Raw genomic sequence first — 26926 nt, forward strand, 5'->3', positions numbered from 1 at the left:
TCTGTACAACGCCGCCGGGTACTTTCGTCCCAGAATCTCCGGTAAGGCAAGGACAAGAAGGGCCAACGATGACCACCGCATCCGCTGCAACAGGTAGCAACACCGACGGCACCGAGGAACCGCACGCCCTGGTCGAGCAGCGGGGTGCGACGCTGATCGTGACCATGAACCGACCCCGATCCAAGAACGCGCTGACCGGCGAGATGCTGTCCATCATGGCCGAGGCGTGGCAGCGCGTGGACAGCGATCCTGAGATCCGGTCCTGCGTGCTCACCGGCGCGGGCGGGGCGTTCTGCGCGGGCGCGGACCTGAAGAACATGGCCAGGTCCAATCCGGGCGACAATATGACGGCCGGGGGCTCGTTCGATCCGACCCGCATGCCCGGCCTGCTCAAGGGCTACCGGCTGTCCAAGCCGCTCATCGCCGCCGTCGAGGGCGCGGCCATCGCGGGCGGCACCGAGATCCTGCAGGGCACCGATATCCGGATCGCCGCCGAGAGTGCGAAATTCGGTGTGTCCGAGGCCAAGTGGAGCCTGTTCCCGATGGGTGGGTCGGCGGTGCGGCTGCCCCGGCAGATCCCCTACACCCTGGCCGCCGAAATCCTGCTGACCGGCCGCCACATCACCGCGGCCGAGGCCAAGGAATTCGGCCTGGTCGGCCATGTGGTGCCGGACGGCACCGCGCTGGACAAGGCCCTGGAGATCGCCGAACTCATCAACAACAACGGGCCGCTGGCGGTGCGGGCCATTCTCGAGGTCATGCGCGCTACCGAGGGTATGCACGAGGAGGAGGCGTTCCAGATCGACGCCAAGGTCGGGCTGCCGGTCTTCCGCAGCGAGGACGCCAAGGAGGGGCCGCGCGCCTTCGCCGAGAAGCGCAAGCCGAACTTCCAGGGACGCTGAGGGTTTCCGCCGCGCCCCGAACAGAACAGGACGGCTCCCGCCATACCGGTGGGAGCCGTCGGCGTGTAGCGGGACGAGCGACAGGACCCCGGTGCGCTCGCCGACGACCGTCACGACGGACCGGGTGGCGCACATCGGCGGGGCAACCTCGTCCTTGGCGGAAATTCGGTGGCCGACCGGGTGCCCAGCGGGGCAGCATGGGGTTCCCCCTTCTCGCATGCGTCCCGGCCACCAGGCACACCGGGTCGCCGATCAGCGCTGTTCGGAGAACGGGGCTTGTGCTCGAACACGATTCGAGAGGAGGCGGATGGCTACCCGCGCACCCGCCGTCAGGCTGGTTCTCCGCTACTACTTCCGGGAACTGGCGAGGCGGCCGCGCTTCGCCCTGCCTGCCCTGTTCGCGCCCGCGCTGGGCAATATCTGTCAGCTGTACATCGCGCCCCTGGTGGTGGCCTGGCTGATCGCCCGGATCGCCGCCACCGGTGACACGAGCGTCGATACGGTCGCGCCCTATCTGCTGGGCGTGGCCGGGCTGCTGCTGGCGTCGGAGGTGTGCTGGCGCATCGGCATCCACTGCCTGAATCGCACCGACGCACACGGCATCGAGAGCCTGTACGTCACGGCCATGGATCGGCTGCTGGCGCAGGACGCCGCATTCTTCCACGACAATTTCGCCGGCTCGCTCACCAAGCGGTCGCTGAGTTTCGCCACCCGCTTCGAGGAGTTCGTGGACACGCTGGTCTTCGATATCTTCGCCGCCCTGGTGCCGCTGATCTTCGCCTCGGTGATCCTGTGGCGCTACGATCCGCGTCTGGTCTTCGTTCTGGTCGGTCTGATTGTGACGACCGGCCTGATCATCACGCCGCTGATCAAGCGCCGCCAGCGCTTGGTGGACGCCCGGGAGGAGGCCATCGCCCAGGTGTCGGGGCATGTGGCCGACAGCCTGTCGAATATGCAGACCGTGCGGGCCTTCGCCGCGGAACCTCAGGAAGCCGCCGAGCACCGCAGGCGGGTCACCGAGCAGCGGCGCAAGACGCTCGTCTCGTGGGACTACGCCAATCTGCGCATCGATACCGTGGTCGCGCCCCTGTTCGTGCTCACCAATGTGCTCGGTCTGCTTGTGGCGCTGCGGCTGGTGGGCGGCAAGGCGGGAGTGGAAGTGGTGCTGGTGGCGTTCACGTACTTCTGGAACGCAACGGGAATCATGTTCCAGTTCAACCAGATCTACCGGCGGCTGGAGAGCTCGCTGACCGAGGCCGCGCAGTTCACCGATCTGTTGCGGCGCGAGCCCGCGGTACGCGATCCCGAGGATCCGGAGCCCTTGCGCCCCCAGGATTCCGGCGTGCGCTTCGACAAGGTGGACTTCACGTACCCGGGTGCGCGGCCGCTGTTCCGGGGTCTGGACCTCGAGGTGCCGTCCGGCACCCGGCTGGGTCTGGTCGGCCGTTCCGGTGGCGGCAAGACCACCATCACCCAACTGCTGCTGCGCATGACCGATGTCCAGGGCGGCGCGATCCGCATCGGCGGCCAGGACATCTCCAAGATCACCCAGGCCGATCTGCGCGGGCTGATCGCCTATGTGCCGCAGGAACCGGCCATGTTCCACCGCACCCTGCGGGAGAACATCCGCTTCGCCCGGCCCGACGCCACCGACGAGGAGATCATGCGCGCGGCCAAGGCCGCGCACGTCACGGAATTCGCGGACGCCTTACCCGAGGGCATGGAGACACTGGTCGGCGAGCGCGGCGTCAAGCTCTCCGGCGGCCAGCGGCAGCGGGTCGCGCTGGCCCGCGCCATCCTGCGCGACGCGCCTATTCTGCTGTTGGACGAGGCCACCAGCGCCCTGGACTCGGAGAGCGAACTGCTGGTGCAGCAGGCCCTCTGGGAGCTGATGGCGGGCCGCACCGCCCTGGTGGTGGCGCACCGGCTGAGCACGGTGGCCAGCATGGATCAGCTGGTGGTGCTGGATCGTGGCCGGATTGTGGAACAGGGTTCGCACGCCGAACTGCTGCGGGCCGACGGGGCCTACGCCAAGCTGTGGCAGCACCAGTCCGGCGGCTTCCTGGCCGATGAGGCCGCAGTGTGAGGTTCGACGCCGGGCGGCCGTGGAGCCGGGCCGCCCAGCGCCGATGCGCGGAATCCGTCCGGAGCACAGGACGGGCTCCCCGCAGTCTCAGTCGACCGGCTTGACCTTGCTGGCGACCAGTTTGCGCAGCGCCCCGGGGATGAATCGGCGGGCATAGTAGGTGGGCTTGGCCTGACCCGGGAAGACGAACAACGGACTCGTCGGCTTGGCGAGTGCCTGCTCGAGCGCGTCCACGACGCCTTCCGGGCTCATGCCGCCCGCACCGCCGAGAACGGAGGCGTTCTCCTTCCGAACCTTGTCCAGGAAGGGCGTTTCCACCATGGGCGGGCAGATCGCGAGCAGACGCACCCCGCTGCCCTGTAGTTCGTAGGACAGACTTTCGACGAATCCGACGACCGCGAACTTCGACGCCGAATACCCCGCCATACCGGGCGAGGGCAGCCAGCCCGCCACCGACGCGAACAGCACCATGGTGCCGGTGCGTGCCTGCTTCATGGCCGGAATGATGGCCTGGCACATGTTCACGGTGCCGATGTAGTTGACGTCCATCATCTTCCGGATCTGCGCCACGTCGTGGTCGAGCGCGGACGCGTGGACGTGGCACATGCCCGCGGCGTGCACCACGTGGTCGAGGGTGCCGAGTTCGGCGCGCACCTTCTCCACCACCGCGAACACCTGATCGGTGTCGGAGACGTCGCAGGTGTAGGCGTGCATGTTCGGGGAGCGCCGCGCGGTCTCGGCGAGCCCCTCGCCATTGAGGTCCAGGGCGGCGACGGTGTGGCCCGCGGCGGCCAGGCGCTGGGCGACGATGCGGCCCATGCCGCTGGCCGCACCGGTGACGAGTGCTGTCTTGGTCATGAGTTCTCCCGGGAGGGCAGTACCGTGGTGGCGTCGGCGAAAGTCATTCGCAGCGCGCCGATTCGGCTGGCGAAGAGGGCGGATCGGGGCAGGCCGAGCGAGCGCAGCTCGTCGGCGACGGGATGATCGCCGAGCTCGAGCCGGGCACCGCCGGGCCGCATGCGCACCTTGCCCGGGTTCATCGCCCAGGGGGTGCGGCGCAGGACGCCGTCGCGGTGGGTGTAGGCGTCGATGGATGCCCCGCCCGCGCCGCCGGGCGCGGGCACACCGTCGGATACGGTGAGCTCCAATACCTTTCGACCGTCCACCGCCACCTCGCAGCGATGGCCGCGCCGGGTCGGCGTGATGTCGATATCGGCCATGAGTTTGGGGAATCCCCAGATCTCCTGTCCCGCGGCACAGGTGAAGCTCTGGTTCACCGGCAGCCAGTGGATGTACGCGCCGGTGCTGCCCTTGCAGCCGGGCTGGCGCGCCATGAGCGAGAAGGCGAATTCGTGATAGGGCCCCAGATCGCCGTCGACGTAGCGCACGAAGGCGAGATTGCACAGGGCCCGGCCGAGCACGGTGACCGGTTCCAGCCCGGTGGCCGCGAGCAGCACGCGGGCCGCCGCGGCGTCGACCGGGAACAGCGCTGAACTGGTGTCCGCGGCGCGGATTTCCACCGGCATGCGGACGTCTTCGCCGAGAACGGTATGGGCCTCCACCATGATGAAATTAGAACAGGTTCTCATAGCTTTCGTACAGGGTTCCGGACACATATCCCGATCACCGGGATACGACCTCGTAATCGGGCGCGTGCGATGCGGCGTAGTCCTTGGCCCAGCGGTAGTCGGGTTTGCCGCTGGGTGTGCGCACCACCGTCTCGGCCACCCAGATCCGACGCGGCAGCTTGTATCCGGCCAGATGCGCGCGCACGTGCCGCTCGAGGGCGGGGAAGTCCACACCGCCGTCGGCGGTGGAGACCACGGCGGCGACCTGCTGTCCCCACCGCTCGTGCGGAACGCCGATGACTATGGCGTCGTAGACCGACTCGTGCGCCTTGACAATGGCCTCCACCTCCTCGGCGAACACCTTCTCCCCACCGCTGTTGACCACCATGTTCCCGCGCCCGAGCAGGGTGACCGAGCCGTCCTGCTCCACCTTGGCGCGGTCGTCGGTGATGACCATGCGCACCCCGTCGACGGTGCGGAAGAGCTTGTCCGTCTTGGCCGGGTCCTTGTAGTAGCCGATGGGCACATTGCCGGTCTTGGCCACCCAGCCCGCACCACCGGGCGCGACGGGCCGTCCGTCGTCGTCCACCACCACGGCCCCGCGTCCGACGTTCACCCGCGGCCCGCGCGTCGGATCATCGTCGCGCTGCGCGAATCCGATACCGCCGAAACCGGTTTCGGAGGAGCCGATGGAATCCGAGACCATCGTCGAGGGGAAGGTGGTGAGCAGTTCGTTCTTCACCGGCTGCGACAGCAGCGCCGCCCCGGAGGCGATCACCCACAGCCCGGAGACATCGGAGGGCTCGGACCGGTACGCGTCCAGCAGCGGTCGAGCCATGGCGTCCCCGGTGATGACCAGCACCTGCGGTCGCTCGCGCGCCACCACCCGCCAGACCCGCGCCGGATCGAACCGCGGTTCGAAGATCACCGCATTGCCCGACCACAGCGCGGTGAAGGTGGGCATCATGGCGGCGGCGTGGATGAGCGGCGGCAGGATGAACCAGGTGGCCTGGTCCCCGGATGCGCCGGTGCGGGACTGCTGGTACTCGTCGGCGACGGGTTCGCCGGTGTAGAAGTCGATGCCGCCGCCGAGCACGCGCCACATGTCCTCCTGCCGCCACATGACGCCCTTGGGCAGGCCGGTGGTGCCGCCGGTGTACATCAGGAACAGATCGTCGGGGCTGCGCGGCCCGAAATCCCGTGCCGCTGAACCGTTCTCGAGCGCCTGCTCGTAGGGCACCGAGGTGCTCGCCGTCCCCGCGCCGCCCTGATCGTCCTCGACCACCAGCGCGTGCCGCAACGACGGCACCTGGGGGCGCACCTCTTCGACCAGCGGCGCGTAGCAGCGGTGGTGCACCACCATCTCGAGGTCGGCGTTGTCGAAGACGTAGCGCAGCTCGTCGGCCCGGTACCGATAGTTGATATTGATCGGGACGGCCCGGATCTTGAAGCAGGCGAGCAGCGTCTCCAGGGTCTCGACGCTGTTGTGCATGAGGAAGCCGATGTGGGTGCCGGGTCCCGCACCGGCCGCGGCGAGATGGTGGGCGAGCCGGTTGGCGCGCTGCTCGAGTTCATCGAAGGTGCGCCGCCGGTCGCCCTGGATGACGGCGACCCGATCCGGCATGGCGTCGACGGAGTGCTCGTACAGATCGGCGAAATTGCACGCCATGGCTTGTCGCTTTCTGGTCTATCCGGTGGTGAGCGGCAGTGGGGTGCTGCCGTGTTCGGTGAAGGTGAAGTCCGCACCGGTGCTGAATCGGGTGACAGCCACCTCGTCGGCCTCCCGGAACGGCGTTGCGGCCATGGCGATCTCGACGACGAGCAGGTCGTCGTCGGCCACGCGCAGGCGGGTGTGGAAGCGCGGGTTCACACCGCGCGCCATGGCATCGAGGGGTTCCAGATGATCGGAGTCGAGCAGTGCGGGCCACGCGCCGTCGGCGACGGCGTCGCAATCGCGGCGCAGCCGCAGTTCCACGGCCTGATTTCCGCCGACGGTCTCCACGGCCACCTCGACTCCCACATAGGCCGCCGGATTCCAGGCCGGATGCAGCCGTAGCACTTTCGCCAGTGCCGCCGTGTCGTCGCCGAGACCCAGGGCGCGTCGGATGCGCTCAGCGGTGAGTCCGGCGATACCGGTGAACTGTTTGCGCGCGATGGCCAGGGCGGTCGGCTCGTCGGCGCGCTCGGCCAGCGCGATCCGGAAGCCCAGGGTGAGCAGGTGGTGTTGCAGGCACACCTCGTCGGCCATCCGGACCAGCGCCGATCGGGAGAAGTCGCCGAAGCGGAGGTCGGCGAGCAGCGGTCCGGCGTAGTCGTGCAGCCCGGGGCCCTCCCGTTCGATGGGCGGCAATTCCAGCAGTGCCGCACGGGAATTCGCGGTGCGGTGCGCATTGGCCGGGGGCGGGGGCGGCGTATGGCTGTCGTCGATGGTGACGGTCCACGCGCACACCGGATGCCGGTCGGCGGGCACCCGCGGCGGCCGGTGCACGGGTCGCACCCGGATGCGCGGGTTGGTGGCCAGGGCCGTGGCGTCGAAGGTGGGGTCCTCGATGTGGTGGCACATGGCCACCACGTAGTCCTCCCCCATGGGCTCCACATCGGCCAGCGCACCGCAGTGGTCGAGATGGAATTCGCCGTGGTCGTGGTCGATCACCCGGTACCGGAAGTCCATGAACTGCGGTGGCGCGCCGATATCCAGCTGCATGGCCTTGAAGACGGCGTCCACGCCGTCGCCCGGAATGCGCAGCGCCGCGCGCAAGCGCCGCGCGTAGACCGGGCTCGCCAGCTGCCATTCCTCGATGGCCACGGCCGTCATTCCCGCGCGCCCGAAGGCGGCGATGGTGTGCGCCATGCCGGAGCGGTCGATGAGGTGACCGCACAGCAGCAGTTCCGGCACCAGCACGGCCAGCTCCGCGCGGAAGAGGCTGTCGAAACGGCTCGGGACCGATGTCACCATTGCGGGACCGGCCCCTGGCCGACCGGATACCAGCCGGGCAGCGGCTGCCCGGATACCGACCGCTCGATGCGCTTCTGCATGCCGGGCGAGAGCGCGTTGTCGGTCATCATCTCCACGAACAGCGCCGACACATTGCCGAAGTCGAAGAAGTCGCGCTGCCAGGACCATTGGAAGTTCCCGGCGTAGCGGAACCAGCTGCCGCCGATGCCCTCCGGGCTGTAGGGCCGCCCGTCGGGCCGGTGCTTCTCGTTGACCTGTTTCCAGAGGCCGATGACGCTGCCGCTGCGGTCGTCGACGACGAATTCCTGATACGGGTAGGTCCAGCCCTCCAGCCCGAACATCTCCTGGCCGAGCGCGATGTCGCGGATCTCGTCGCGGCCGACGGCCATGAACTCCTGCTGCGGGCCATAGTTCCAGCCGTAGGTGGCGTCCTCGGTGTAGAAGTGCGCCAGTGGTTTCCAGTCGCCGAGGGCCTCGCAGCGCTGGTTCTCGTCCACCCAGCGGCGCACCATCTCGTCGAGTTCCGCACGCGGGAAAGGCATTACGACTCCTTGTCGTCGTCGACCAGGGACAGCGCCTGGGTCGGGCAGTAGCGGACGGCCAGGCGGGCCGCCGCCAGATCGGCACCGGGGTCGGCGCGCAGAATGCGCACCTGCCCCTGTTTGGGGACGTCGAACAGGTCCGGGGCCTCGTCCTGGCAGACCGCATGCCCCTGGCAGAGATCGAGATCCACGACGAGACGCATCACCGGCTCCCGTCGTCGGTGGTGAGCGGGGCCTCGGGCTGCACCTCCACCAGCACCAGGTGTGCCCCGCGCGGGGTGCTCACCACAGCGGCGACGGCGGCGGCGATGTCGGCGGCGCGCAGGAAGTGCGAATGCCGGGCGAAGCCCCACTTCACCCAGTCCTCCAGCAGCGGACCGACCACCTCGGGCGCGGCGTTCATCCCCATGCCGGTGCGGGTCTGGCCGGGGCGCACCACCGAGGCGCGCACACCGGTGCCCTCCAACTCCATCCGCAGCTGCCGCGCCAGGGTTTCCGCACCGATCTTGGCGGCGTTGTAGGCGGCCATGCCGGGGCGGGGCCGATCCGCGCAGTCGGAGCCGATGACCACGAAATCGCCGCGGCGTCGTTCGATCATGCCGGGCAGCAGCCGGTGGGCCAGCCGCTGCGCGCCGCCGAGGTGGACCCGCAACTGCTGGTCGAAGACGTCCGGATCGGTGGCGTGGATCCGGCCGAACTCCAGGTCCCCGGCTCCGGAGACGACGATCTCGATCGGGCCGAGTGCGTTCTCGGCGGCGGTGGCGAACGCGTCGACGGACGCCCCGTCGGTGACATCGAGCCGATGGGCGATGGCCTCGCCGCCGTCCGCGCGGATCTTGCCCGCCAGTTCCTCGCACTGGTCGACCCGGCGCGCACCCAGCGCCACCGGATATCCCTGTTCGGCCAGGGTGAGCGCGGTAGCCGCACCGATGCCGGAGGAGGCTCCGGCGATCAGCACCGGACGGCGCTCGGGATGTGGTGCGAATCGGGGCATTACCGAACCTCCACCGTGACGGGCAGTTTCGCGAAACCGCGCACATTGATCGAGTGCACACGCGCACTCCCGGCCTCGTCCACGCCGTAATCGCGTACCCGGGTGGCGAATTCGCGCAGCACGATCTCCGCCTCCAGCCGTGCCAGATGCGCGCCCAGGCAGAAGTGCACGCCGCGACCGAAACTGATGAGCCCGCTCTTGTCGCCGCGCTCGATGTCGTAGCGGTCGGGTTGGTGGAAGACGGCGTCGTCGCGATTGGCCGCGCCGATGAGCAGCAGCACCTTGGCTCCCGCCGGGATGGTGCCGTCGGCGTAGCTCAGCTCCGCGGTGGCGGTGCGGGCCAGGATCTGAGTGGAGGCGTCGTAGCGCAGTGTCTCCTCGACCCAGTCCGGCACCAGTTCCGGGTGGGCTGCCACCTTGGCGTACTGCTCCGGGTGGCGCGCCGCCCAGTACAGGGCGTTGCCGAGGAGTTTGGTGGTGGTCTCGTTGCCCGCCACCACCATGAGGAACATGAAGCCGATGATCTCCTCGTCGGTGAGCCGGTCACCGTCGGCGTCGGCGGCGAGCAGCGCGGAGGTCAGATCCGCGGTGCGGGACCGGCGGCGCTCGGCGACCATCTCGGCGTAGTACCCGGCCAGGTGCAGGGCGGCGTCCATGGCGGCGGGCGGAATGTCGAGCACACCGTCCTCGCGGTGCACCAGCAGGTCCGCCATGCGCCGGATCTCGGCGCGGTCGGCCTCGGGGACGCCGAGCAGTTCGGAGATGACGTCCATGGGCAGCCGCCCCGCGACGTCGTCGATCCAGTCGAAATCGGTACAGGCCAGGGCCGGTTCGAGGTGGCGCAGGGTGATCTCCCGGATGCGGTCGCCCATCTCGGTGACCCGACGCGGTGTGAAGCCCTGGTAGACGAGTTTGCGCAGGCGCAGGTGCGCGGGATCGTCCATGGCCAGGAAGGACATGGTGCGGTGGGCGTGCGGACCCCAGGCCGCCGGGTCCAGGGAGACGCCGTTGCCGCTGGAGAGGCCGATATTGTCGCGGAACCCGGCCGAGACGTCGGCGTGCCGGGACAGCGCCCAGAAACCCAGCTCGGGATTGTGGTAGAGCGGCGCTTCGGTGCGCAGCCGCCGGTACAGCGGGTACGGGTCCTCGTGGACGGCGTAGTCGTAGGGGTCGAAGAGTAGCGGTTCCAGTGATGCGGCTGTCATCGCGCACACCTCCCGTTCGAGAACGCGTTCACCGAGTACTGTCGGCACCCGCCCGCCATGGAAGACACATAGCTGGACATGTGTCTGTACGGTACTGGAGCGGCCTGGGTGAGACAACGAATTCGCCCATTTCCGGATAAATCGCGAGCCCTGCGCCGAGTTGTCATACTGAAACAGGTTCTTGCGTGGCTTCGAACTCCGAACATATAGTCCGTACACGTGTCCGGACAGCAGAGGAGCTACCGATGAACGGCCTCGTCACCAGCGCTGGGTCACAGCTGCTGATCGGCGGCAAGCTGCTGCCCGGCGGCGCGGGTGTCTTCACCACCGTCAACCCGGCCACCGAGGAGGCGCTCGGCCCGGCCGCCAATGCCGACAGCGCCGATATGGACGCGGCCATCGCCGCCGCGCGCACCGCCTTCGATACCACCGACTGGTCCCGCGACCATGCTTTCCGCGCGCGCTGCCTGCGCCAGCTGCGCGACGCGCTGCGCGGGCACATCGAGGAACTGCGCGAGATCACCATCGCCGAAGCGGGCGCGCCGCGCATGCTCACCAGCGGTCCGCAGCTCGAAGGACCGGTCGGCGATCTGGGGTACTTCGCCGATCTGGCCGAGAACTACGCGTGGGAAACCGATCTCGGCGTCGCCGAGCCCATGGGCATCAAGAGCGCCCGGCGAGTGCGGCGTGAGCCCATCGGGGTGGTCGGAGCCATCACACCCTGGAACTTCCCGCACCAGATCAATGTCGCCAAGCTGGGTCCGGCGCTGGCGGCGGGCACCACCGTGGTGCTCAAGCCCGCCCCCGATACGCCCTGGTGCGCGGCGGCCGTCGGCCGGATCATCGCCGAGGAGACCGACATTCCGGCCGGAGTGGTCAATATCGTCACCTCCGACGACCACGCCCTGGGCACCCAGCTGGTGGCCGATCCGCGCGTGGACATGATCTCCTTCACCGGCTCCACCCAGACCGGCCGCGCGGTCATGGCCACCGCCGCCGCCACCCTGAAGAAGGTGTTCCTGGAGCTCGGCGGCAAATCGGCGTTCATCGTGCTCGACGACGCCGATCTGCGGGCGGCGGTGAGCTACGCGGCCTTCGGCGTCTGCGTGCACGCCGGCCAGGGCTGTGCCATCAGCACCCGGCTGCTGGTCCCACGCGAAACCCACGACCAAGCGGTGGAGATCGCCGCGCGCACGCTCGGCGGCATCGCGCCCGGCGACCCGTCGCTGCCCGGAACCGTCTGCGGCCCGGTGATCTCCGAGCGCCAGCGGGCCCGGGTGGAGCGCTACCTCGACCTCGCCCGCGCCGAGGGCGGCACCGTCGTCACCGGCGGCGGCCGCCCCGCCGACGCGGCGACCGGCTACTACATCGAACCCACCCTCATCACGGGCCTGCCGAATTCGGCCACGGTGGCGCAGGAGGAGATCTTCGGACCGGTGCTGGTGATCATTCCGCACGACGGCGACGACGACGCCGTCCGGTTGGCCAACGACTCCCCCTACGGCCTGTCCGGCTCGGTGTGGGGCAGCGACCCCGAGCGGGTGCGGCGCGTGGTGGAGGGCGTGCGCACCGGGACGCTGAGCGTGAACGGCGGCATCTGGTACTCCGCCGACGCGCCCTTCGGCGGGTACAAGCAGTCCGGGATCGGACGTGAGATGGGCGTCGCCGGATTCGAGGAATACACCGAGACCAAATTGATCGCGACCGGCTGCTGAAGGAGTTCGACCATGGCCCGCTTCACGGGAAGATCCGCAATCGTCACCGGTGCCGCACAGGGCATCGGCGCGGCGTACGCGCGTGCGCTCGCCGCCGAGGGAGCGAAAGTCGTCGTCGCCGACCTGAACAGCGAGCGCGGCGAGGCGACCGCCAAGGAGATCGCCGCCGAGGGCGGCACGGCGGTGTTCCGGCGGGTGGACGTCTCCGACCCCGAATCCGCCGCCGCCGCGGTGGAATTCACCGTCGCCGAATTCGGTGGCGTCGACCACCTGGTGAACAATGCCGCCATCTACGGCGATATGAAGCTCGACCTGCTGCTCACCGTGCCGTGGGACTACTACAAGAAGTTCATGAGCGTGAACCTCGACGGTGCGCTGAATATGACCCGCGCGGTCTGGCAGCCCATGTCGGAGCACGGCGGCGGGTCCATCGTCAACCAGTCCTCCACGGCCGCCTGGACCTACTCCGGCTTCTACGGCCTGGCCAAGGTCGGCATCAACGGCCTCACCCAGCAGCTGGCACACGAACTGGGCGGCTCCAAGATCCGCGTCAACGCCATCGCACCCGGCCCGATCGACACCGAGGCCACACGAAATGTGGTGCCGGGCAATATCGTCGACTCCATGGTGCGGCAGCAGTTGGCGATCAAACGCCTCGGCACCCCGGAGGATCTGGTCGGGGCCTGCCTGTACCTGCTGTCCGACGACGCCGCCTGGGTGACCGGTCAGATCCTGAATGTCGACGGCGGACAGGTGTTCCGATCGTGAGCGAGACCGCGGTCGGATTCATCGGCCTGGGCAATATGGGCGCACCCATGGCACGGCGGCTGCTGGAGTGGCCGGGCGGACTGGTGGTGTGCGATATGCGGCCCGAGGTGGTGGAGCCGTTCACCAGCGCGGGCGCCGAAGGGGCGGTGAGCGCCGCCGAGGTGGGCGAGCGCTGCGGCGTGGTGTCGGTGGCGGTGCTCGACGACGCGCAGGTCCGCGCGGTCGTCACCGGTCCGGACGGCATCCTGCGCACCGCGAAGCCGGGGACGGTCGTCGCGGTGCACTCCACCATCTCCGACGATACGGCCGTCGCGGTGGCGGCCGACTGCGCCGAGCACGGGGTGGAATTCGTGGACGCCCCGGTGAGCGGCGGCGCTCCGGCGGCCGAGAGCGGGGCGCTGGCGGTCATGGTGGGCGGCAGCGAGTCCGCCTTCGCCACGGTGCGTGAACCGTTCGGGCGCTGGGCCTCGCTCATCGTGCACGCGGGCGCGGTGGGCGCGGGGACACGGATGAAGCTGGCCCGCAATCTATTGCACTTCATCGCCTTCACCGCGGCGTCGGAGGCGCAGCGCCTGGCCGAGGCCGCGGGGCTGGACATCACCGAACTGGGCAGGGTGGTGCGCCATTCCGACTCATACACCGGCGGTCCCGGCTCCATCATGTTGCGGGACATCACCGCACCGGTGGCCGCCGACGACTTCTGGTTCCCCATCCTGAGCCACGTCCGCGATCTCGGTGAGAAGGATCTCGCGCTCGCACTGGCGCTCGGATCCCGGCTCGGCGTCGAATTACCGCTGGCTGCACAGGCTTTCGAGGAATTGGGCACCGGCCTCGGCGTCGGTCCCGGCACGGTCGCGAAGAAGGAGCAGCAGTGAGCACAGCACCGGACGAGCGTCGACAGCGCGGCCTGAAGAAGATGTCCGAGGTGTACGGCTGGGAGTTCCAGGACGGGCCCGGCGCGCACTTCGCGGTCACCGCCGATCACCTCTTCGCCGATATCTGGTCGCGCCCCGGCCTGTCGATTCGTGACCGGCGGCTGCTGCTGCTCGGCGCGCTCACCGCCCAGGGCCTGTTCGATATCGCCGAGATCCAGCTCGGCGCGGCCCTGCGCAACGAGGAGCTGGACGCGGAGCAGCTGCGTGAGATCGCGCTGTTCCTGTGCCACTACGTGGGCTGGCCCGCGGGCACCACGCTCGACCAGAAGGTCGGGAAGGTCATCGCGCAAGAGCAGAAGAAGTAATCGGCGTTTCAACAGTATCGGCGTTTCAACAGTGAGGAATACGAACACCATGGCCGAGACAACCACCGTGCGACCGCTCCGGGCCAGCGAGGTGCCGACCTGGGATCACACGGCCGACGTGGTCGTCGTCGGCTTCGGCGTGGCCGGCGCCTGCGCCGCCATCGAAGCCGCCCGCGCGGGCGCCGACACCCTGGTGCTCGAGCGCACCGGCGGCTGGGGCGGGGCCGCCGCCATGTCCGGCGGCTTCATCTACCTGGGCGGCGGCACCCCGCTGCAGCAGGCGCTCGGCTTCTCCGACACCCCCGAGAACATGGAGAAGTTCCTCACCGCCGCCCTCGGCCCCGGCGTGGACAAGGCCAAGATCCACGACTACTGCCAGGGCAGCGTCGAACACTACAACTGGCTGGTCGCCCAGGGCGTGCCGTTCAAGGAGGAGTTCTGGGGCGAACCGGGCTACGAACCGCCTACCGACCAGGGACTGATGTACTCCGGCGGGGAGAACGCCGCGCCGTTCAACACCATCGCCGACCCGGCACCGCGCGGGCACCTGCCCCTGACCCCGGACAAGAAGCTGGGTGAGAAGGGCGGCGGCTACATGCTCATGAAGCCGCTCGCCGACACCGCCGAAAAGCTCGGTGTCCGCCATGAATACGACGTGCGGCTGCGGCGGCTGATCGTGGACGACTCCGGCCGGGTAGTCGGGGTGGCGGCCACCCGCTACGGAAAGCCGGTGCACGTGCGCGCCGAACGCGGCGTGGTGCTGGCCACGGGCAGCTTCGCCTACGCGCACCAGATGGTGGAACAGTTCGCGCCCAAGATCTTCGGCCGTCCCGCCGCGACGGTGGAGGAGCACGATGGCATCGGCATCCGGGTGGCCCAGTCGCTCGGCGCGGACCTCGCGCACATGGACGCCACCGAGGTCGCCTTCATCGCCGACCCGCAGGTCATCGTGCGCGGCATTCTGGTGAACGGGCTGGGCCAGCGCTTCATCACCGAGGACACCTATCCGGGCCGGATGGGCCAGGCGGTATTGCAGGAGCAGCACAACCAGGCGTATCTGGTCATCGACGAGGCCGCCCTGGAGGCGGCCTTCGAGACCAAGTCCTCCATGTCGTTCCTGCGCATCGCCCCCACCTGGGTTGCCGAGACGGTGGCCGAACTCGAGACCGAGATGGGCCTGCCGGAGAACGCGCTACAGGCCACCATCGACCTGTACAACCACCACGCCGCCAAGGGCGAGGACCCGTTCCTGCACAAGAAGCCGGAATGGGTCAAGCCCATCGGCACCCCGCTGGGCGCGTATGACCTGCGCGGCTACACCGGCGGTTTCACCCTCGGCGGCCTGCGCACCGATCTGGATTCGCGGGTGCTGCACGTGGACGGCGAACCGATTCCCGGACTGTTCGCGGCCGGGCGGGTCACCTCGGGCATCTGCGCGGGCGGGTACGCCAGCGGCTGCTCGCTCGGCGATGGCAGCTTCTACGGTCGGCGCGCGGGTGTGACCGCCGCCAAGGGCAACTGAGAGGTACTGACGCGCATGCGATTCGGCATCGTCTTGTTCACCAGCGATCGGGGCATCGCGCCCGCGACCGCCGCGCAGGCCGCCGAGGAGCGCGGCTTCCGCTCCTTCTTCGTGCCCGAGCACACCCACATTCCGGTGAAACGGGAAGCGGCGCACCCGCTCACGGGCAGCGCCGAACTGCCGGACGACCGGTACACGCGCACCCTCGACCCCTGGGTGGCGCTGGCCACCGCGGCGGCGGTGACCTCGCGCATCGAACTGTCCACGGCGGTGGCGCTGCCCACCGAGAGCGACTGCATCACCCTGGCCAAGACCATCGCCACCCTCGATCACCTGTCCGGCGGGCGGGTGACGCTCGGGGCCGGATTCGGCTGGAACACCGACGAACTCGCCGACCACGGGGTGCCGGGCAACAAGCGGCGCACGGTGCTGCGCGAATACGTGGAGGCGATGCGGGCGCTGTGGACCCAGGAGGAGGCCAGCTACTCCGGCGAGTTCGTCTCCTTCGGACCCAGCTGGGCCTGGCCCAAACCGGTGCAGTCGCACATTCCGGTGCTCATCGGCGCGGGCGGCACCGAGAAGACCTTCCGGTGGATCGCCCGAACCGGGGACGGCTGGATCACCACCCCGACCGAATCGGATGTGCAGGCGTCCACGGCACTGCTCATGAAGCACTGGCAGGAGGCCGGACGCACCGGCGCGCCCCGCGTGGTGGCGCTCGACTTCAAACCCGACCCGGAGCGGCTGGCCCGCTGGGCCGACGCCGGGGTCACCGACGTGCTCTACGGCCTGCCGGACAAATCCGACGACGAGGTCTTCGCCTACCTCGACCGGTTGGCGGGCAAACTCGCACCGCTCGGGCTGCACGACTGAGTTCGACTCACCCAGCCCGCTTTTCGCTTCACCACGCTTCATCACGGAAAGGCACACCGACGTGCGCGTAGCCCTGCTGTCGTATCGCAGCAAGACACACTGTGGCGGGCAGGGCGTCTACGTCCGGTACCTCAGCCGGGGATTGGCCGAACTGGGGCATCGGGTGGAGGTGTTCTCCGGACAGCCGTATCCCGAACTGCTCGACCCCCGGGTGCGGCTCACCGAGGTGCCGAGCCTGGATCTGTACCGCGAGTCCGACCCCTTCCGCACCCCGCGCCCCGGCGAGCTCCGCGACGGCGTGGACCTGCTGGAACTCGGCACCATGTGGACCGCCGGATTCCCGGAGCCGCGCACCTTCAGCCTGCGGGCCGCGAAGCTGCTGCGCGCTCGCGCCGGCGATTTCGACGTGGTGCACGACAATCAGTGCCTCGGCACCGGACTGCTCGACATCGCCCGGCACCTGCCGCTGGTGGCGACCATCCACCACCCGATCACCCGGGACCGGGCGGTGGATCTGGCGGCGGCTCCGTGGCGGCGCAAACCGCTGGTGCGCAGGTGGTACGGATTCCTGGGGATGCAGATGCGGGTGGCGCGCCAGCTGCCCGACCTGATCACCGTGTCCTCGTCGTCGGCGGCCGATATCCGCGCCGACTTCGGGGTGGCGGCCCGACAACTGCACACCGTGCCGCTGGGTGTCGACACCGAACTGTTCCGGCCGCATCCGCTGCCCCGCGTGCGCGGCCGCATCGTGGCGGTCGCCAGCGCCGACAAGCCGCTCAAAGGCATCGGTCACCTGCTGAAAGCCATCGCGCGCCTGCGCACCGCCCACGACCTGGAACTGCGGCTGGTGGCCAAGCTGGAACCGAACGGACCCACGGAGAAGCTCATCGCCGAACTCGGCCTCACCGATATCGTCACCGCCGTCAGCGGACTCGCCGACGAGGAACTGGCGCGGCTGCTCAGCTCCGCCCAGATCGCCTGCATCCCCTCCCTGTACGAGGGGTTCTCGCTGCCCGCCGTGGAGGCCATGGCCAGCGGTACGCCGCTGGTCGCCAGCCGGGCCGGTGCGCTGCCGGAGGTGGTGGGCGACTGCGCGGAACTGGTGGAGCCCGGCAATGTGGACGAACTGACCCGGGTGCTGGGCGCGCTGCTGGCCGACCCGGACCGGCGACGTCAGCTGGGCGCGGCCGGACGCCGCCGCGCCCTGTCCGTCTTCAGCTGGGAAGCCGTCGCCGCGCAGACGGTCACCGTCTACGAACGGGCCATCGCCCGACATCTCATCCGCCCCGCCATCGCGCCGCTCGGCGCGTCCACCCAGGAGGCACGCACATGCTGACCGTCGACTTCGACCGCCTGCGCATCGGACCCGGCGTCCGGGTCATCGACGTGGGCTGCGGGGCCGGACGGCACTCCTTCGAGGCGTATCGACGCGGCGCGGACGTGGTGGCCTTCGATCAGAACGCCGAGGACCTCGCCGATGTGCGGGTCATGTTCGAGGCCATGGCCGAGGCCGGGGAGAGCCCCGATTACGCCAAGGCCGAGACGGTGCGCGGCGACGCCCTCGACCTGCCCTACGGCGACGGCGAATTCGACGTGGTGATCGCCTCGGAGATCCTGGAGCACATCCCGCGCGACGGCCAGGCGATCAACGAGTTGGTGCGGGTGCTCAAACCCGGTGGGGCGCTGGCGGTCACGGTGCCGCGGTGGCTGCCGGAACGCATCTGCTGGGCGCTGTCGGACGAGTACCACGCCAATGAGGGCGGCCACGTGCGCATCTACAAGGCCGACGAACTGCGGGAGAAGATCTGCTCGCGCGGTGTGCGGCATGTGCGCACCGAGTTCGCGCACGCTCTGCACGCGCCGTACTGGTGGCTGAAATGCGCGGTGGGGGTGTCCGCGGACAAGCATCCGCTGGTATCGGCGTATCACCGAATGCTGTTGTGGGACATGATGTCCGCACCGCCGCTCACCCGGGTGGCGGAACGGCTGCTCGATCCGCTCATCGGCAAGAGCGTGGCGCTGTACTTCACGAAACCGGCGGTGCGCCTTGGCGGTTACTGACCTACCCGGGGTGCCCGGGGTGCTCACCGCCGACGAACTGCTGCGCACGGCCGAATCCATTACCGCCGCACAGGAATCCGACGGTGCCATTCCCTGGTTCGACGGCGGGCACACCGATCCGTGGGATCACCTCGAATCGGCGATGGCGCTCACCGTGGCCGGACTGTACGAGCACGCGCGGGCGGCCTACGCTTGGTCGGCCGTCGCCCAGCGGCCGGACGGCTCCTGGCCCATGCAGTTCCGCCGGGGCACCGTGGAGAACGCCGACGCGGACACCAACTTCTGCGCCTACATCGCCACCGGGGTGCTGCATCACCTCACCCGCACCGGCGACCGCGCCTTCGCCGACGAGATGTGGCCGACGGTGCGCCGCGCCATGGATTTCGTGATCGGTCTCCAGCGCGGGCGCTACGGGGAGATCCACTGGTCGCTCGGCCCCGCCGGAAGCTCCGGCGAGGCACTGCTCACCGGCTGCTCCAGCATTTTCCACAGCCTGCGCTGCGCCCTGGCGCTGGCCGAGCGGGTCGGCGACCCGCAGCCCGAGTGGGAGGTCGCGGCCATGCGGCTGGGGCACGCGCTGCGCGAGCACCCGGAAGCCTTCCTGGACAAGAGCCGCTACTCCATGGACTGGTACTACCCCATCCTCGGCGGCGCGATCCGCGGCGATGCGGGTCGACGGCGCATCCGCGCGCACTGGGACGACTTCGTTGTCGGCGAGCTCGGCATTCGCTGCGTCGCCGACCGGCCCTGGGTGACGGGTGCGGAAACCTGCGAACTGGTGCTGGCCCTGGACGCCCTCGGCGAGCGCGAGCGCGCCCTGCGCCTGTTCACGAATATGCAGCACCTGCGGGAATCCGACGGCTCCTACTGGACCGGTCTGGTCTTCGCCGACGGCAAACGCTGGCCCGAGGAACGCACCACCTGGACGGGCGCGGCCGTGATCCTCGCCGCCGATGCGCTGAGCCGCGCCACCCCGGCCAATGGCATCTTCCGCGACCTGTTGCCCGCAGCCCCGGTGACGACCCATCTGACCTGTGAGTGCGCGGATATCCGAGGCTGACGGACGCGCTCCACGCCGCTGTCGCCCTCGGTCGGTTCGACCGGCGTTCGCGGACCGGGGCACACCCCGACGCCCGCGCGGACTCCTCGCGGCCGGAGGACGACCGCGGCGGCGTCCGAATGTGATCTCGATGGACGACGGATTCACTGTCTTGCCGAGCGCGGCCGGGCCTTGGAGGATGGCGGCGGTAGCTGTCCAGCCGGGAATCCGAGGTAGTGCGTTGAGTTCGATACGTCGCGAGAGCAAGTCGTCCCCACGTGCCCGGAGTGCGCTCGCGCTGGCCGTGGCGGCGGCCGGGGTGCTGGTCCTGGGCACGAACAGCGCCGCGGCGCGGCCGGTCGGGGCCTTCGAGGTGGGTGGGGCCATCGAGGTCACCTACGACGCGCTGGGCGGTCCCGAGGCGCTGGGCGATCCGGTCGGGCCGGAGTCGGATGCGGCCAAGGGCGGCAAGTACCAGGACTTCGAGCGGAACGCATCGATCTACTGGACCGAGGCGGTGGGCGCGCACGCGGTGACCGGGTTCATCCGGGACAAGTGGCGGCAGCTGGGGTCGGAGCGCGGGACGCTCGGGTATCCGGTGACGAACGAGGAGTCGACGCTCGGAAAGCCCGGCCGCTACAACCACTTCCAGGGCGGGTCCGTCTACTGGTCGGTCGGCACCGCCGCGCATTACGTCGGGGGCGTGATCCGCGACAAGTGGGGCGCGGTCGGCTGGGAGAACAGCCCGCTCGGCTTCCCCATCAGCGACGAGGCCCAGACCAACAAGGGCAACGGCCGCTACAACCTGTTCGAGGGCGGAGCGGTGTACTGGTCCAAGGCCACCGGCACGCACATCGTGTGGGGCGCGATCCGGGATCAGTGGGTCGCCGCGGGTGGCGAGAACGGTCGCTACGGGCTGCCCACCGGCGACGAATACGACTACCAGGGCGGGAAGGCCCAGGACTTCCAGGGCGGGCGCATCGTGTGGAGCCCGGAGGGCGAATAGGGCCGCGGCCGCGGCCGCATCCGCCCCTCCGGCAGCCGTAGCGGTTCGCCGAGTCGAACCGATCGTCCTGAACCGGGTGTCCGGTCGGGCCGAGTGTCCGGTCGGGCCGAGTGTCCGGCTGTCCGATTTCTTCAAGACCGGCGGCGAGGGCACGGCCTACGGTCAGGCTATGACACCTCGACTCGATGTGATCGGCCTGGTCGTCGCCGATCTGGACGCCAGCCTCACCTTCTACCGCCGCCTCGGACTCGAATTCGGCCCCGTCCTCGGGGAAGGCCATGTGGAGGCCGAGTTGCCGGGCGGCTTCCGCCTGACCCTGGACACCGAGGCGGTCATCGCCTCCTTCCATCCGAATTGGCGACCGCCGCAGGGCGAGGGCCGCATCGGCCTGGCCTTCCACTGCGATTCACCCGCCGACGTCGACCGCCTCTTCGAGGAACTGGTCGCGGCGGGCCACCACGCCGAAATGAAACCCTTCGACGCTCCGTGGCGGCAGCGCTATGCGGTGGTGCACGATCCCGACGGCAATGGCGTGGACCTCTACGCCGCGTTGGACGCCTGATCGGCCCCCTGCACCGCGAGCAGTCGGCGCAGGGTCATTCCCGTGAGGTCGCGCACCTCACGCGCGAAGTGCGCCTGGTCGGCGTAGCCCGCGCGGGCCGCCACCTCAGCGAACGGCACGCCCGCGCGGGCCAGCGCCAGGCCGTGTTGCAGCCGCAGCACCCGGGCCAGGGTTTTGGGGCCGTATCCGAAGCTCGCCAGCGACAGCCGGTGTAGTCGGCGTGCGCCGAACCCGGTCGCCGCCGCCGTCTGCGCCACCGAGTGGCCCGCCGCGAGCTGCTCCGCGATCCAGCGCACCACCGGATCGGCGGGTTCGGTGACCGCGGCCCGCGCGGCGGCAACCGCCTCCACACCGGCTACCGGGTTCGCGGACTTCCCCACCAGCTCGCTCGCCCGGCGTGCCTCGGCGGGTGACCACAGGGCGTCGATTTCGACACCGGCGTCCCGCAATTCGTGCGCGGGCACCCCCAGCAGCGCCGGAGCCGTACCCGGCGGGAATCGGATACCGGCGATCCGCGTCCCGGCCGCCAAGGTGACCTCTCGCGCGCGGGTATCCGGACCCGCCACCCGCAGTTCGCCGTCCATCCACAGCAGATCCATGCACCCGTCCGGCAGCACCGGCGCTTCGACCGCGGACCGCAGGGTCCGCGTCCACACCACGGCCCCCGCGACCGCCGCCGACGGCCGCTCCTGATAGGCGGGCGAGGATGCCGATTCCTCCACGTCCCCGAGGCTACGCGCGGGAACCGACAACCACGTCCGTCGCCAACCGGACGAGTGCCGTTCCGAGCGCGCCACCGCACCCACCGTTTCGTCGACAACCGGACGAGTCGCCTTCCGAACGCCGTAGCGCACACCGACCATCACGTGGCTGCGGGCGCGCGGCGATGCGCCCGAATCGCACACGCGGCCCGCGCTGCCGGGGTCGTCGGCGCGGTCCCGCTCAGTTGCAGGCGGCGGTGCGCTGGAGGATGCGTAGGGAGCCGGTCGCCGAGAGTTCACGGAACTTTCCGGAGTCCAGGGCGCGGCGGTAGATGTGGAAGGGCGCTTGCCCGCCGTCGGCGGGGTCGGGGAAGACGTCGTGGATGGCGAGCAGGCCACCACCCGCCACCCAGTGCGCCCAGTTGTCGTAGTCGCGCTGCGCGGCCTCCTCGGTGTGGCCGCCGTCGATGAACAGCAGGCGCACGGGGGTGCGCCAGATGCGGGCGGCGGCGGTGGAGGAGCCGAGGATGCCGACCACGGTGTCGGTGAGTCCGGCGCGCACCATGGTGCGGCGGAACGCGGTCACGGTGTCGAAGACGCCGGTCTCCGGGTCGACGAGGGTGGTGTCGTGGTACTCCCAGCCGGGCTGATGCTCCTCGGAGCCGCGATGGTGGTCGACGGTGTAGACGGTCGCCCCGGTTTCGCGGGCGGCCGCGCCGAGATAGATCGCGGATTTTCCGCAGTAGGTGCCGATTTCGACGATAACACCGTCACCGGCGTGGTCGCGCGCGGCGGCGTAGAGGGCGCGGCCCTCCTCCGGCGGCATGAATCCGGTGGCCTGTTCGGCGAGTGCGAACAATTCGGCGGTGGCGGCGGAAATCCCCGCGGCGGCCTGTGTCATGAAATCCTTGCCTGCCTCATCCAAAACAGTTCCGGGGCACCCGTATTGATACCTCGCGAACATCGTGCGAGTTGCTCGGGGAGCCGACCCATAGTAGCATCCAGACACGTGTCCGATTCCCTTTCCGCCCGTCCGGTGGTGAGCATGGAGGCCACCCGCCGCCGCCTCACCGAGAAGCAGGCCGACACCGTCGACAAGCTCACCCGGGCGGCGATGGAGGTGCTCGCGCGCGAGGGTTTCGCGGGTCTCACGGTGCGCATGGTTGCCGCCGCCGCCGGGGTCGGCACCGCCACCGCCTACACCTACTTCTCCTCCAAGGAACACCTGGTCGCGGAGCTGTTCTGGCGGCGGCTCGCCGCCACCGAACCGCCGGTCGAGACCGATGTCGACAGCACCGCGCGCGTGATCGAGGTGCTGCGCCAGATCGCCATGCTGGTGGCCGACGAACCGGCGCTGGCGGGCGCGGTGACCAGCGCCCTGCTCGGCACCGATCCCGATGTGGCGCATCTGCGCCTGCGCATCGGCACCGAGATCCGCAATCGGCTCGTGGCCGCCCTGGGCGCGGATGCCGATCCGGAAATCGTGGAGACGCTGGAATCGCTGTACGCCGGTGCGCTGGTGCGCGCCGGAATGGGTTATGCGTCCTATATCGAAATCGCCGACCAGTTGGAAAAGTCGGCGCGGCTCGTGCTGCCGCACTGAATCCCGCGCGGAAATCTTTCGAAATGACACCGAATTCGGTGGGATCCCTTGCCGCACAACACCTTCCGTAGTACCGTCCAGACAGGTGTCCAACACCGGTACCGTTGGGAGGTTTCCGATGACCCTGGTGCGACCGCGACAGGTCTCCGGCGGCGAACACGAACACGGCCATCTCGAGGAGTTCCGCACCGATCCCATCGCCCTCATGCGCCGGGTGCGCACCGAATGCGGTGATATCGGCTCCTTCCGGCTCGCCGGCAACGACGTGATCCTGCTGTCCGGCGCGCAGGCCAACGAGTTCTTCTTCCGTGCCTCGGACGACGAACTCGACCAGGCCGCGGCCTACCCGTTCATGAAGCCCATCTTCGGCGAGGGCGTGGTGTTCGACGCCCCGCCGGAGCGGCGCAAGGAAATGCTGCACAACTCGGCCCTGCGCGCCGAGCAGATGCGCGGACACGCCAGCACCATCGCCCGCGAGGTGGACCGCATGGTCGCGCGCTGGGGCGACGAGGGCGAGATCGACCTGCTCGAATTCTTCGCCGAGTTGACCATCTACACCTCCTCGGCCTGCCTGATCGGCGTGAAGTTCCGCGAGGAACTCGACGCCCGCTTCGCCCGGCTCTATCACGAGCTCGAGCAGGGCACCGACGCCTACTGCTATGTGGACCCCTACGCGCCCATCGACAGCTTCCGCCGCCGCGACGAGGCCCGCCACCAGCTGGTGAAACTGGTACGCCACATCATGGCCGGGCGAATGGCGAATCCGCCGGAGGGCAAAGCGGACCGGGACATGCTCGACGTGCTGGTGTCGGTGCGCGACGAGCAGGGGCAGCCGCGCTTCTCGGCCAGCGAGATCACCGGCATCTTCATCTCCATGATGTTCGCCGGGCACCACACCACCTCGGGCACGGCGGCGTGGACGATCATCGAACTGCTGCGCAATCCCGCGGTGCTCGACAGCGTGGTGACCGAGCTGGACACCCTCTACGCCGACGGCCAGGACGTGAGTTTCCATGCGCTGCGCCAGATTCCGCGCTTGGAGGCGGCACTGAAGGAGACGCTGCGGCTGCATCCGCCGCTCATCATCCTGATGCGGGTGGCCCGGGACGAATTCGAGGTGTGCGGCCACGGCATCGCACCCGGTGACCTGGTGGCCGCGACACCCGCTGTCTCCAACCGCATTCCGGAGGACTTCCCGGAGCCGGACCGCTTCGATCCGAACCGCTATCTCGACCCGAACCAGGAGGATCTGGCCAATCGCTGGACCTGGATCCCCTTCGGCGCGGGCCGCCACCGCTGCGTGGGCGCGGCGTTCGCGCTCATGCAGCTGAAGGCGATCTTCTCCATCCTGTTGCGGGACTGGGAATTCGAACTCGCACAACCGTCCGACAGCTACCGCAACGACCACTCCAAGATGGTGGTGCAGCTGGAACAGCCCTGCGCCGTGCGCTACCGCCGCCGACGGCGGCCCTGAACTGGACGCCGGGGCGGCCGGGGGAACTCCCCCGCCGCCCCGGCGTGTTCGCATGTCGCGGATCTCAGAGCGCGGCCTCGATCGCGCCGGTGACGGCGGCGTCGGTCGGCTCGGTGCGCGGGCGAATACGGCTCAGCACCTTGCCGTCGCGCCCGATCAGGAACTTCTCGAAGTTCCACTGGATGTCACCGGCCGCACCCTCGGCATCGGGGGTCTCGGTCAGCTCCGCGTACAGCGGGTGGCGGCCCTCGCCGTTGACCTCCACCTTCTCCAGCAGCGGGAAGTCCACGCCGTAGTTCGTGGCGCAGAAGGTCTGGATCTCCTCGGCGCTGCCGGGCTCCTGCCCCATGAACTGATTGCAGGGTGCGCCGACCACGGTGAAGCCGCGCGGACCGTAGGTCTGCTGCAACTCCACCAGGCCCGCGTACTGCGGGGTCAGGCCGCACTTGGAGGCCACGTTCACCAGCAGCACCACCTTGTCCCCGGCCAGTTCGGCCAGGGTGGTGGGTTCGTCGGACAGGGTGCGCAGCGGAATCTCGCGTAGGTCGGTCATGGGCCCGATCCTAGAACGAGTTCGTGACCGTTACCCGACGGCCGGACTACGCGTAGCGAACCGGCCAGTGCTTGATGCCGTTGATCCATCCGGACCGCAGCCGCTGCGGCGGCTCGACCTCGCTCAGATTCGGCATGGCGTCGGCGATGGCATTGAACATGAGATCGATTTCGAGCCGCGCCAGATTCGCGCCGACACAGAAATGCGTTCCGGTGCCGCCGAAGCCGACATGCGGATTGGGATCACGCAGCACATCGAATCGGAAGGGCTCGTCGAAGGCGTCCTCGTCGAAGTTGGCGGAGCTGTAGAACAATCCGACGCGATCGCCCGCCCGAATGCGCTCCCCGCCGATGTCGGTATCGCGGGTGGCGGTGCGTTGGAACGCGGTCACGGGCGTCGCCCAGCGCACGATCTCGTCGGGCGCGGTGCGTGGCCGCCGCTCCCGGTACAGCTCCCACTGCTCGGGATTGTCGACAAAGGCTTTCATGCCGTGGGTGATGGCATTGCGCGTGGTCTCGTTGCCCGCCACGGCCAGCAGAATCACGAAGAATCCGAACTCGTCCGAGCCCAGCGCCTCGCCGTCGACATCGGCATTCACCAGTTGGCTGACGATATCGTCGACCGGGCAGGCCCGCCGCTGTTCGGCCATATTCCAGGCATAGCCCAGGATCTCGGCGGATGCGGCGTTGGAGTCGCCGCCGTACTCCGGATCGTCGTAGTTCAGCGTCTCATTGGTCCAGGTGAAGAGCTTGTGCCGGTCGTCCTGCGGTACGCCGAGCAATTCGGCGATGGCTTGCAGCGGGAGTTCGCAGGCGACCTGTTCGACGAAATCTCCGCCGCCGGTTTCCTTGGCGGCGGCCACGATTCGGTGAGCGCGCTCGGTGAGCGCGGCGCGCAATCCCTCCACGGCGCGCGGGGTGAATCCCTTGGAGATTATTCGTCTGATCTTGGTGTGTTTCGGCGGATCCATATTGACCAGCAGCGCGTTACGGGTCAGATCCAGCTGTTCGGGCGTGCTGTCGCCCGGTATGCGGATGATCGCGCCCTTCTCGTTCGAGGAGAACAGATCGGGGTGGCGGGATATCTCCTTCACGTCCTCCAGGCGACTGATCACCCAGTAGCCGCCGTCCTCGAACGGGGCCGCCTGTTCAGGAGTCTGCGCATTCCACCAGACCGGTGCGGTGCGCCGGAGCGCGGCGAATTCTTCGACCGGACTTCGGTCCGCCCAGAGTGCGGGATCGGTGAAATCGAATCCGGTCGGTATCGACGGAACAGTCATTGTTCCTCCTGCGGCCTGTCGCCGCCACGATGCGAAATTGGAACAAGTTCTACAGCAGATTCAACCATGCGACCTCGCCGCGGACCAGGGGTCGCGGCCATCGATTTCGCCACCGGACACGAGCGCCCATGCAGCTACCCGCCAGCACCGGCCATGAAACCGGTTCTTCGCCCTCCACATAACGGAAAGGCATCCCACTGGATGGGATTCACACCCACTGCCTGTGCGTAAGTTGATCTACGGATCTGGACAAGTCCCGCCGGATGTGCTGAGACTA

Annotated in this window: 27 protein-coding genes; 15 read left to right on the forward strand and 12 right to left on the reverse strand. The window is 69.0% G+C overall.

The genetic code is table 11. From position 1 onward, the window contains the following. Positions 1 to 68: 68 nt before the first annotated feature. Complete coding sequence (locus QJS31_RS19795) at positions 69 to 902, forward strand: crotonase/enoyl-CoA hydratase family protein (protein WP_282779876.1); 834 nt, start codon at positions 69 to 71, stop codon at positions 900 to 902. Between the two features lie 307 nt (positions 903 to 1209). Next, positions 1210 to 2988, forward strand: coding sequence for an ABC transporter ATP-binding protein (locus tag QJS31_RS19800; RefSeq protein WP_306357361.1), 1779 nt, complete (start codon positions 1210 to 1212; stop codon positions 2986 to 2988). 87 nt (positions 2989 to 3075) lie between these two features. Here QJS31_RS19800 and QJS31_RS19805 read toward each other — a convergent pair whose 3' ends face one another. The 8 genes from QJS31_RS19805 to QJS31_RS19840 form a co-directional block, all read right to left on the reverse strand. Continuing rightward, a complete protein-coding gene (locus tag QJS31_RS19805; protein WP_282779880.1) occupies positions 3076 to 3846 on the reverse strand; it encodes an SDR family oxidoreductase in 771 nt (256 codons plus the stop codon). Then, entirely contained in the window at positions 3843 to 4550 is a 708-nt protein-coding gene (locus tag QJS31_RS19810; RefSeq protein ID WP_372341676.1) for an acetoacetate decarboxylase family protein, read from the reverse strand. The genes QJS31_RS19805 and QJS31_RS19810 overlap by 4 nt, the downstream gene beginning before the upstream one ends. Before the next feature lie 61 nt (positions 4551 to 4611). Beyond that, a complete protein-coding gene (locus tag QJS31_RS19815) occupies positions 4612 to 6225 on the reverse strand; it encodes an acyl-CoA synthetase (protein WP_306357363.1) in 1614 nt (537 codons plus the stop codon). 18 nt (positions 6226 to 6243) lie between these two features. Further along, entirely contained in the window at positions 6244 to 7512 is a 1269-nt protein-coding gene (locus tag QJS31_RS19820) for a hypothetical protein (RefSeq protein ID WP_306357364.1), read from the reverse strand. Beyond that, on the reverse strand, positions 7506 to 8054 hold the full coding sequence (locus QJS31_RS19825) for a nuclear transport factor 2 family protein (RefSeq protein ID WP_282779887.1): 549 nt from the start codon (positions 8052 to 8054) through the stop codon (positions 7506 to 7508). Before QJS31_RS19825 ends, QJS31_RS19820 begins: the two co-directional genes overlap by 7 nt. Beyond that, positions 8054 to 8257: a ferredoxin gene (locus QJS31_RS19830; protein WP_282779889.1), complete on the reverse strand. Its 204-nt coding sequence runs from the start codon at positions 8255 to 8257 to the stop codon at positions 8054 to 8056. The genes QJS31_RS19825 and QJS31_RS19830 overlap by 1 nt, the downstream gene beginning before the upstream one ends. Next, positions 8257 to 9048: an SDR family oxidoreductase gene (locus QJS31_RS19835; protein WP_282779891.1), complete on the reverse strand. Its 792-nt coding sequence runs from the start codon at positions 9046 to 9048 to the stop codon at positions 8257 to 8259. Before QJS31_RS19835 ends, QJS31_RS19830 begins: the two co-directional genes overlap by 1 nt. After that, positions 9048 to 10253 (reverse strand): cytochrome P450, encoded by a 1206-nt coding sequence (locus tag QJS31_RS19840; protein WP_282779893.1) that lies wholly within the window; start codon positions 10251 to 10253, stop codon positions 9048 to 9050. The genes QJS31_RS19835 and QJS31_RS19840 overlap by 1 nt, the downstream gene beginning before the upstream one ends. Before the next feature lie 245 nt (positions 10254 to 10498). Here QJS31_RS19840 and QJS31_RS19845 point away from each other — a divergent pair, with 245 nt between their 5' ends. From QJS31_RS19845 to QJS31_RS19895, 11 genes are all read left to right on the forward strand, one after another. Beyond that, the gene (locus QJS31_RS19845) at positions 10499 to 11968 is read left to right on the forward strand and encodes an aldehyde dehydrogenase (RefSeq protein WP_282779896.1); all 1470 of its coding nucleotides are present in this window, start codon (positions 10499 to 10501) and stop codon (positions 11966 to 11968) included. 12 nt (positions 11969 to 11980) lie between these two features. After that, positions 11981 to 12736 carry an SDR family oxidoreductase gene (locus QJS31_RS19850; RefSeq protein WP_282779898.1) on the forward strand — a complete coding sequence of 252 codons (756 nt, stop codon included), beginning with the start codon at positions 11981 to 11983 and terminating at the stop codon, positions 12734 to 12736. A gap of 35 nt (positions 12737 to 12771) precedes the next feature. After that, a complete protein-coding gene (locus QJS31_RS19855) occupies positions 12772 to 13611 on the forward strand; it encodes an NAD(P)-dependent oxidoreductase (RefSeq protein ID WP_372341675.1) in 840 nt (279 codons plus the stop codon). Positions 13612 to 13652: 41 nt separating this feature from the next. Next, positions 13653 to 13976 carry a carboxymuconolactone decarboxylase family protein gene (locus tag QJS31_RS19860; protein WP_051036701.1) on the forward strand — a complete coding sequence of 108 codons (324 nt, stop codon included), beginning with the start codon at positions 13653 to 13655 and terminating at the stop codon, positions 13974 to 13976. 49 nt (positions 13977 to 14025) lie between these two features. Further along, complete coding sequence (locus QJS31_RS19865) at positions 14026 to 15498, forward strand: FAD-dependent oxidoreductase (protein WP_306357366.1); 1473 nt, start codon at positions 14026 to 14028, stop codon at positions 15496 to 15498. Between the two features lie 15 nt (positions 15499 to 15513). Further along, positions 15514 to 16371 (forward strand): LLM class F420-dependent oxidoreductase, encoded by an 858-nt coding sequence (locus QJS31_RS19870; protein WP_306357367.1) that lies wholly within the window; start codon positions 15514 to 15516, stop codon positions 16369 to 16371. A 61-nt stretch (positions 16372 to 16432) separates the two neighbouring features. Beyond that, positions 16433 to 17707 carry a glycosyltransferase family 4 protein gene (locus tag QJS31_RS19875; protein ID WP_282785614.1) on the forward strand — a complete coding sequence of 425 codons (1275 nt, stop codon included), beginning with the start codon at positions 16433 to 16435 and terminating at the stop codon, positions 17705 to 17707. Next, entirely contained in the window at positions 17701 to 18432 is a 732-nt protein-coding gene (locus tag QJS31_RS19880; RefSeq protein WP_282785613.1) for a class I SAM-dependent methyltransferase, read from the forward strand. The genes QJS31_RS19875 and QJS31_RS19880 overlap by 7 nt, the downstream gene beginning before the upstream one ends. Then, positions 18419 to 19492, forward strand: a complete 1074-nt coding sequence (locus tag QJS31_RS19885) for a prenyltransferase (protein WP_306357368.1) — start codon at positions 18419 to 18421, stop codon at positions 19490 to 19492. Before QJS31_RS19880 ends, QJS31_RS19885 begins: the two co-directional genes overlap by 14 nt. Before the next feature lie 220 nt (positions 19493 to 19712). After that, a complete protein-coding gene (locus tag QJS31_RS19890) occupies positions 19713 to 20477 on the forward strand; it encodes an LGFP repeat-containing protein (protein ID WP_306357369.1) in 765 nt (254 codons plus the stop codon). Between the two features lie 169 nt (positions 20478 to 20646). Beyond that, positions 20647 to 21039 (forward strand): VOC family protein, encoded by a 393-nt coding sequence (locus QJS31_RS19895; protein WP_282785983.1) that lies wholly within the window; start codon positions 20647 to 20649, stop codon positions 21037 to 21039. Here QJS31_RS19895 and QJS31_RS19900 read toward each other — a convergent pair. Together QJS31_RS19900 and QJS31_RS19905 are read right to left on the reverse strand one after the other, a co-directional pair. After that, the gene (locus QJS31_RS19900) at positions 21018 to 21761 is read right to left on the reverse strand and encodes a helix-turn-helix transcriptional regulator (RefSeq protein WP_282785984.1); all 744 of its coding nucleotides are present in this window, start codon (positions 21759 to 21761) and stop codon (positions 21018 to 21020) included. The two genes, QJS31_RS19895 and QJS31_RS19900, sit on opposite strands and share 22 nt — an antisense overlap. 220 nt (positions 21762 to 21981) lie before the next feature. Further along, positions 21982 to 22641: a class I SAM-dependent methyltransferase gene (locus QJS31_RS19905; RefSeq protein WP_282785985.1), complete on the reverse strand. Its 660-nt coding sequence runs from the start codon at positions 22639 to 22641 to the stop codon at positions 21982 to 21984. A gap of 138 nt (positions 22642 to 22779) precedes the next feature. Here QJS31_RS19905 and QJS31_RS19910 point away from each other — a divergent pair, with 138 nt between their 5' ends. Together QJS31_RS19910 and QJS31_RS19915 are read left to right on the forward strand one after the other, a co-directional pair. After that, positions 22780 to 23343, forward strand: a complete 564-nt coding sequence (locus QJS31_RS19910) for a TetR/AcrR family transcriptional regulator (protein WP_282785987.1) — start codon at positions 22780 to 22782, stop codon at positions 23341 to 23343. Between the two features lie 118 nt (positions 23344 to 23461). After that, complete coding sequence (locus QJS31_RS19915; RefSeq protein WP_306357370.1) at positions 23462 to 24817, forward strand: cytochrome P450; 1356 nt, start codon at positions 23462 to 23464, stop codon at positions 24815 to 24817. Between the two features lie 64 nt (positions 24818 to 24881). On the opposite strand, the gene QJS31_RS19920 is transcribed toward QJS31_RS19915, so the two are convergent. Next, positions 24882 to 25370, reverse strand: a complete 489-nt coding sequence (locus tag QJS31_RS19920; RefSeq protein ID WP_029932795.1) for a glutathione peroxidase — start codon at positions 25368 to 25370, stop codon at positions 24882 to 24884. 46 nt (positions 25371 to 25416) lie between these two features. After that, positions 25417 to 26649, reverse strand: a complete 1233-nt coding sequence (locus QJS31_RS19925; protein ID WP_306357371.1) for a cytochrome P450 — start codon at positions 26647 to 26649, stop codon at positions 25417 to 25419. Positions 26650 to 26926 lie beyond the last annotated feature (277 nt).

Source organism: Nocardia sp. CC213A (assembly GCF_030766805.1).
GTDB lineage: Bacteria > Actinomycetota > Actinomycetes > Mycobacteriales > Mycobacteriaceae > Nocardia > Nocardia otitidiscaviarum.

Excerpts from the sequence above, each read along its gene's own strand:
- QJS31_RS19825 (WP_282779887.1), bottom strand. The coding sequence starts at position 8,054 with ATGCCTTTCCCGCGTGCGGAACTCGACGAGATGGTGCGCCGCTGGGTG.
- QJS31_RS19915 (WP_306357370.1), top strand. The coding sequence starts at position 23,462 with ATGACCCTGGTGCGACCGCGACAGGTCTCCGGCGGCGAACACGAACAC.
- QJS31_RS19905 (WP_282785985.1), bottom strand. The coding sequence starts at position 22,641 with ATGACACAGGCCGCCGCGGGGATTTCCGCCGCCACCGCCGAATTGTTC.
- QJS31_RS19870 (WP_306357367.1), top strand. The coding sequence starts at position 15,514 with ATGCGATTCGGCATCGTCTTGTTCACCAGCGATCGGGGCATCGCGCCC.
- QJS31_RS19845 (WP_282779896.1), top strand. The coding sequence starts at position 10,499 with ATGAACGGCCTCGTCACCAGCGCTGGGTCACAGCTGCTGATCGGCGGC.
- QJS31_RS19840 (WP_282779893.1), bottom strand. The coding sequence starts at position 10,253 with ATGACAGCCGCATCACTGGAACCGCTACTCTTCGACCCCTACGACTAC.
- QJS31_RS19865 (WP_306357366.1), top strand. The coding sequence starts at position 14,026 with ATGGCCGAGACAACCACCGTGCGACCGCTCCGGGCCAGCGAGGTGCCG.
- QJS31_RS19850 (WP_282779898.1), top strand. The coding sequence starts at position 11,981 with ATGGCCCGCTTCACGGGAAGATCCGCAATCGTCACCGGTGCCGCACAG.
- QJS31_RS19805 (WP_282779880.1), bottom strand. The coding sequence starts at position 3,846 with ATGACCAAGACAGCACTCGTCACCGGTGCGGCCAGCGGCATGGGCCGC.
- QJS31_RS19860 (WP_051036701.1), top strand. The coding sequence starts at position 13,653 with ATGTCCGAGGTGTACGGCTGGGAGTTCCAGGACGGGCCCGGCGCGCAC.
- QJS31_RS19895 (WP_282785983.1), top strand. The coding sequence starts at position 20,647 with ATGACACCTCGACTCGATGTGATCGGCCTGGTCGTCGCCGATCTGGAC.
- QJS31_RS19880 (WP_282785613.1), top strand. The coding sequence starts at position 17,701 with ATGCTGACCGTCGACTTCGACCGCCTGCGCATCGGACCCGGCGTCCGG.
- QJS31_RS19855 (WP_372341675.1), top strand. The coding sequence starts at position 12,772 with ATGGGCGCACCCATGGCACGGCGGCTGCTGGAGTGGCCGGGCGGACTG.
- QJS31_RS19815 (WP_306357363.1), bottom strand. The coding sequence starts at position 6,225 with ATGGCGTGCAATTTCGCCGATCTGTACGAGCACTCCGTCGACGCCATG.
- QJS31_RS19800 (WP_306357361.1), top strand. The coding sequence starts at position 1,210 with ATGGCTACCCGCGCACCCGCCGTCAGGCTGGTTCTCCGCTACTACTTC.
- QJS31_RS19830 (WP_282779889.1), bottom strand. The coding sequence starts at position 8,257 with ATGCGTCTCGTCGTGGATCTCGATCTCTGCCAGGGGCATGCGGTCTGC.
- QJS31_RS19925 (WP_306357371.1), bottom strand. The coding sequence starts at position 26,649 with ATGACTGTTCCGTCGATACCGACCGGATTCGATTTCACCGATCCCGCA.
- QJS31_RS19795 (WP_282779876.1), top strand. The coding sequence starts at position 69 with ATGACCACCGCATCCGCTGCAACAGGTAGCAACACCGACGGCACCGAG.
- QJS31_RS19835 (WP_282779891.1), bottom strand. The coding sequence starts at position 9,048 with ATGCCCCGATTCGCACCACATCCCGAGCGCCGTCCGGTGCTGATCGCC.
- QJS31_RS19820 (WP_306357364.1), bottom strand. The coding sequence starts at position 7,512 with ATGGTGACATCGGTCCCGAGCCGTTTCGACAGCCTCTTCCGCGCGGAG.
- QJS31_RS19920 (WP_029932795.1), bottom strand. The coding sequence starts at position 25,370 with ATGACCGACCTACGCGAGATTCCGCTGCGCACCCTGTCCGACGAACCC.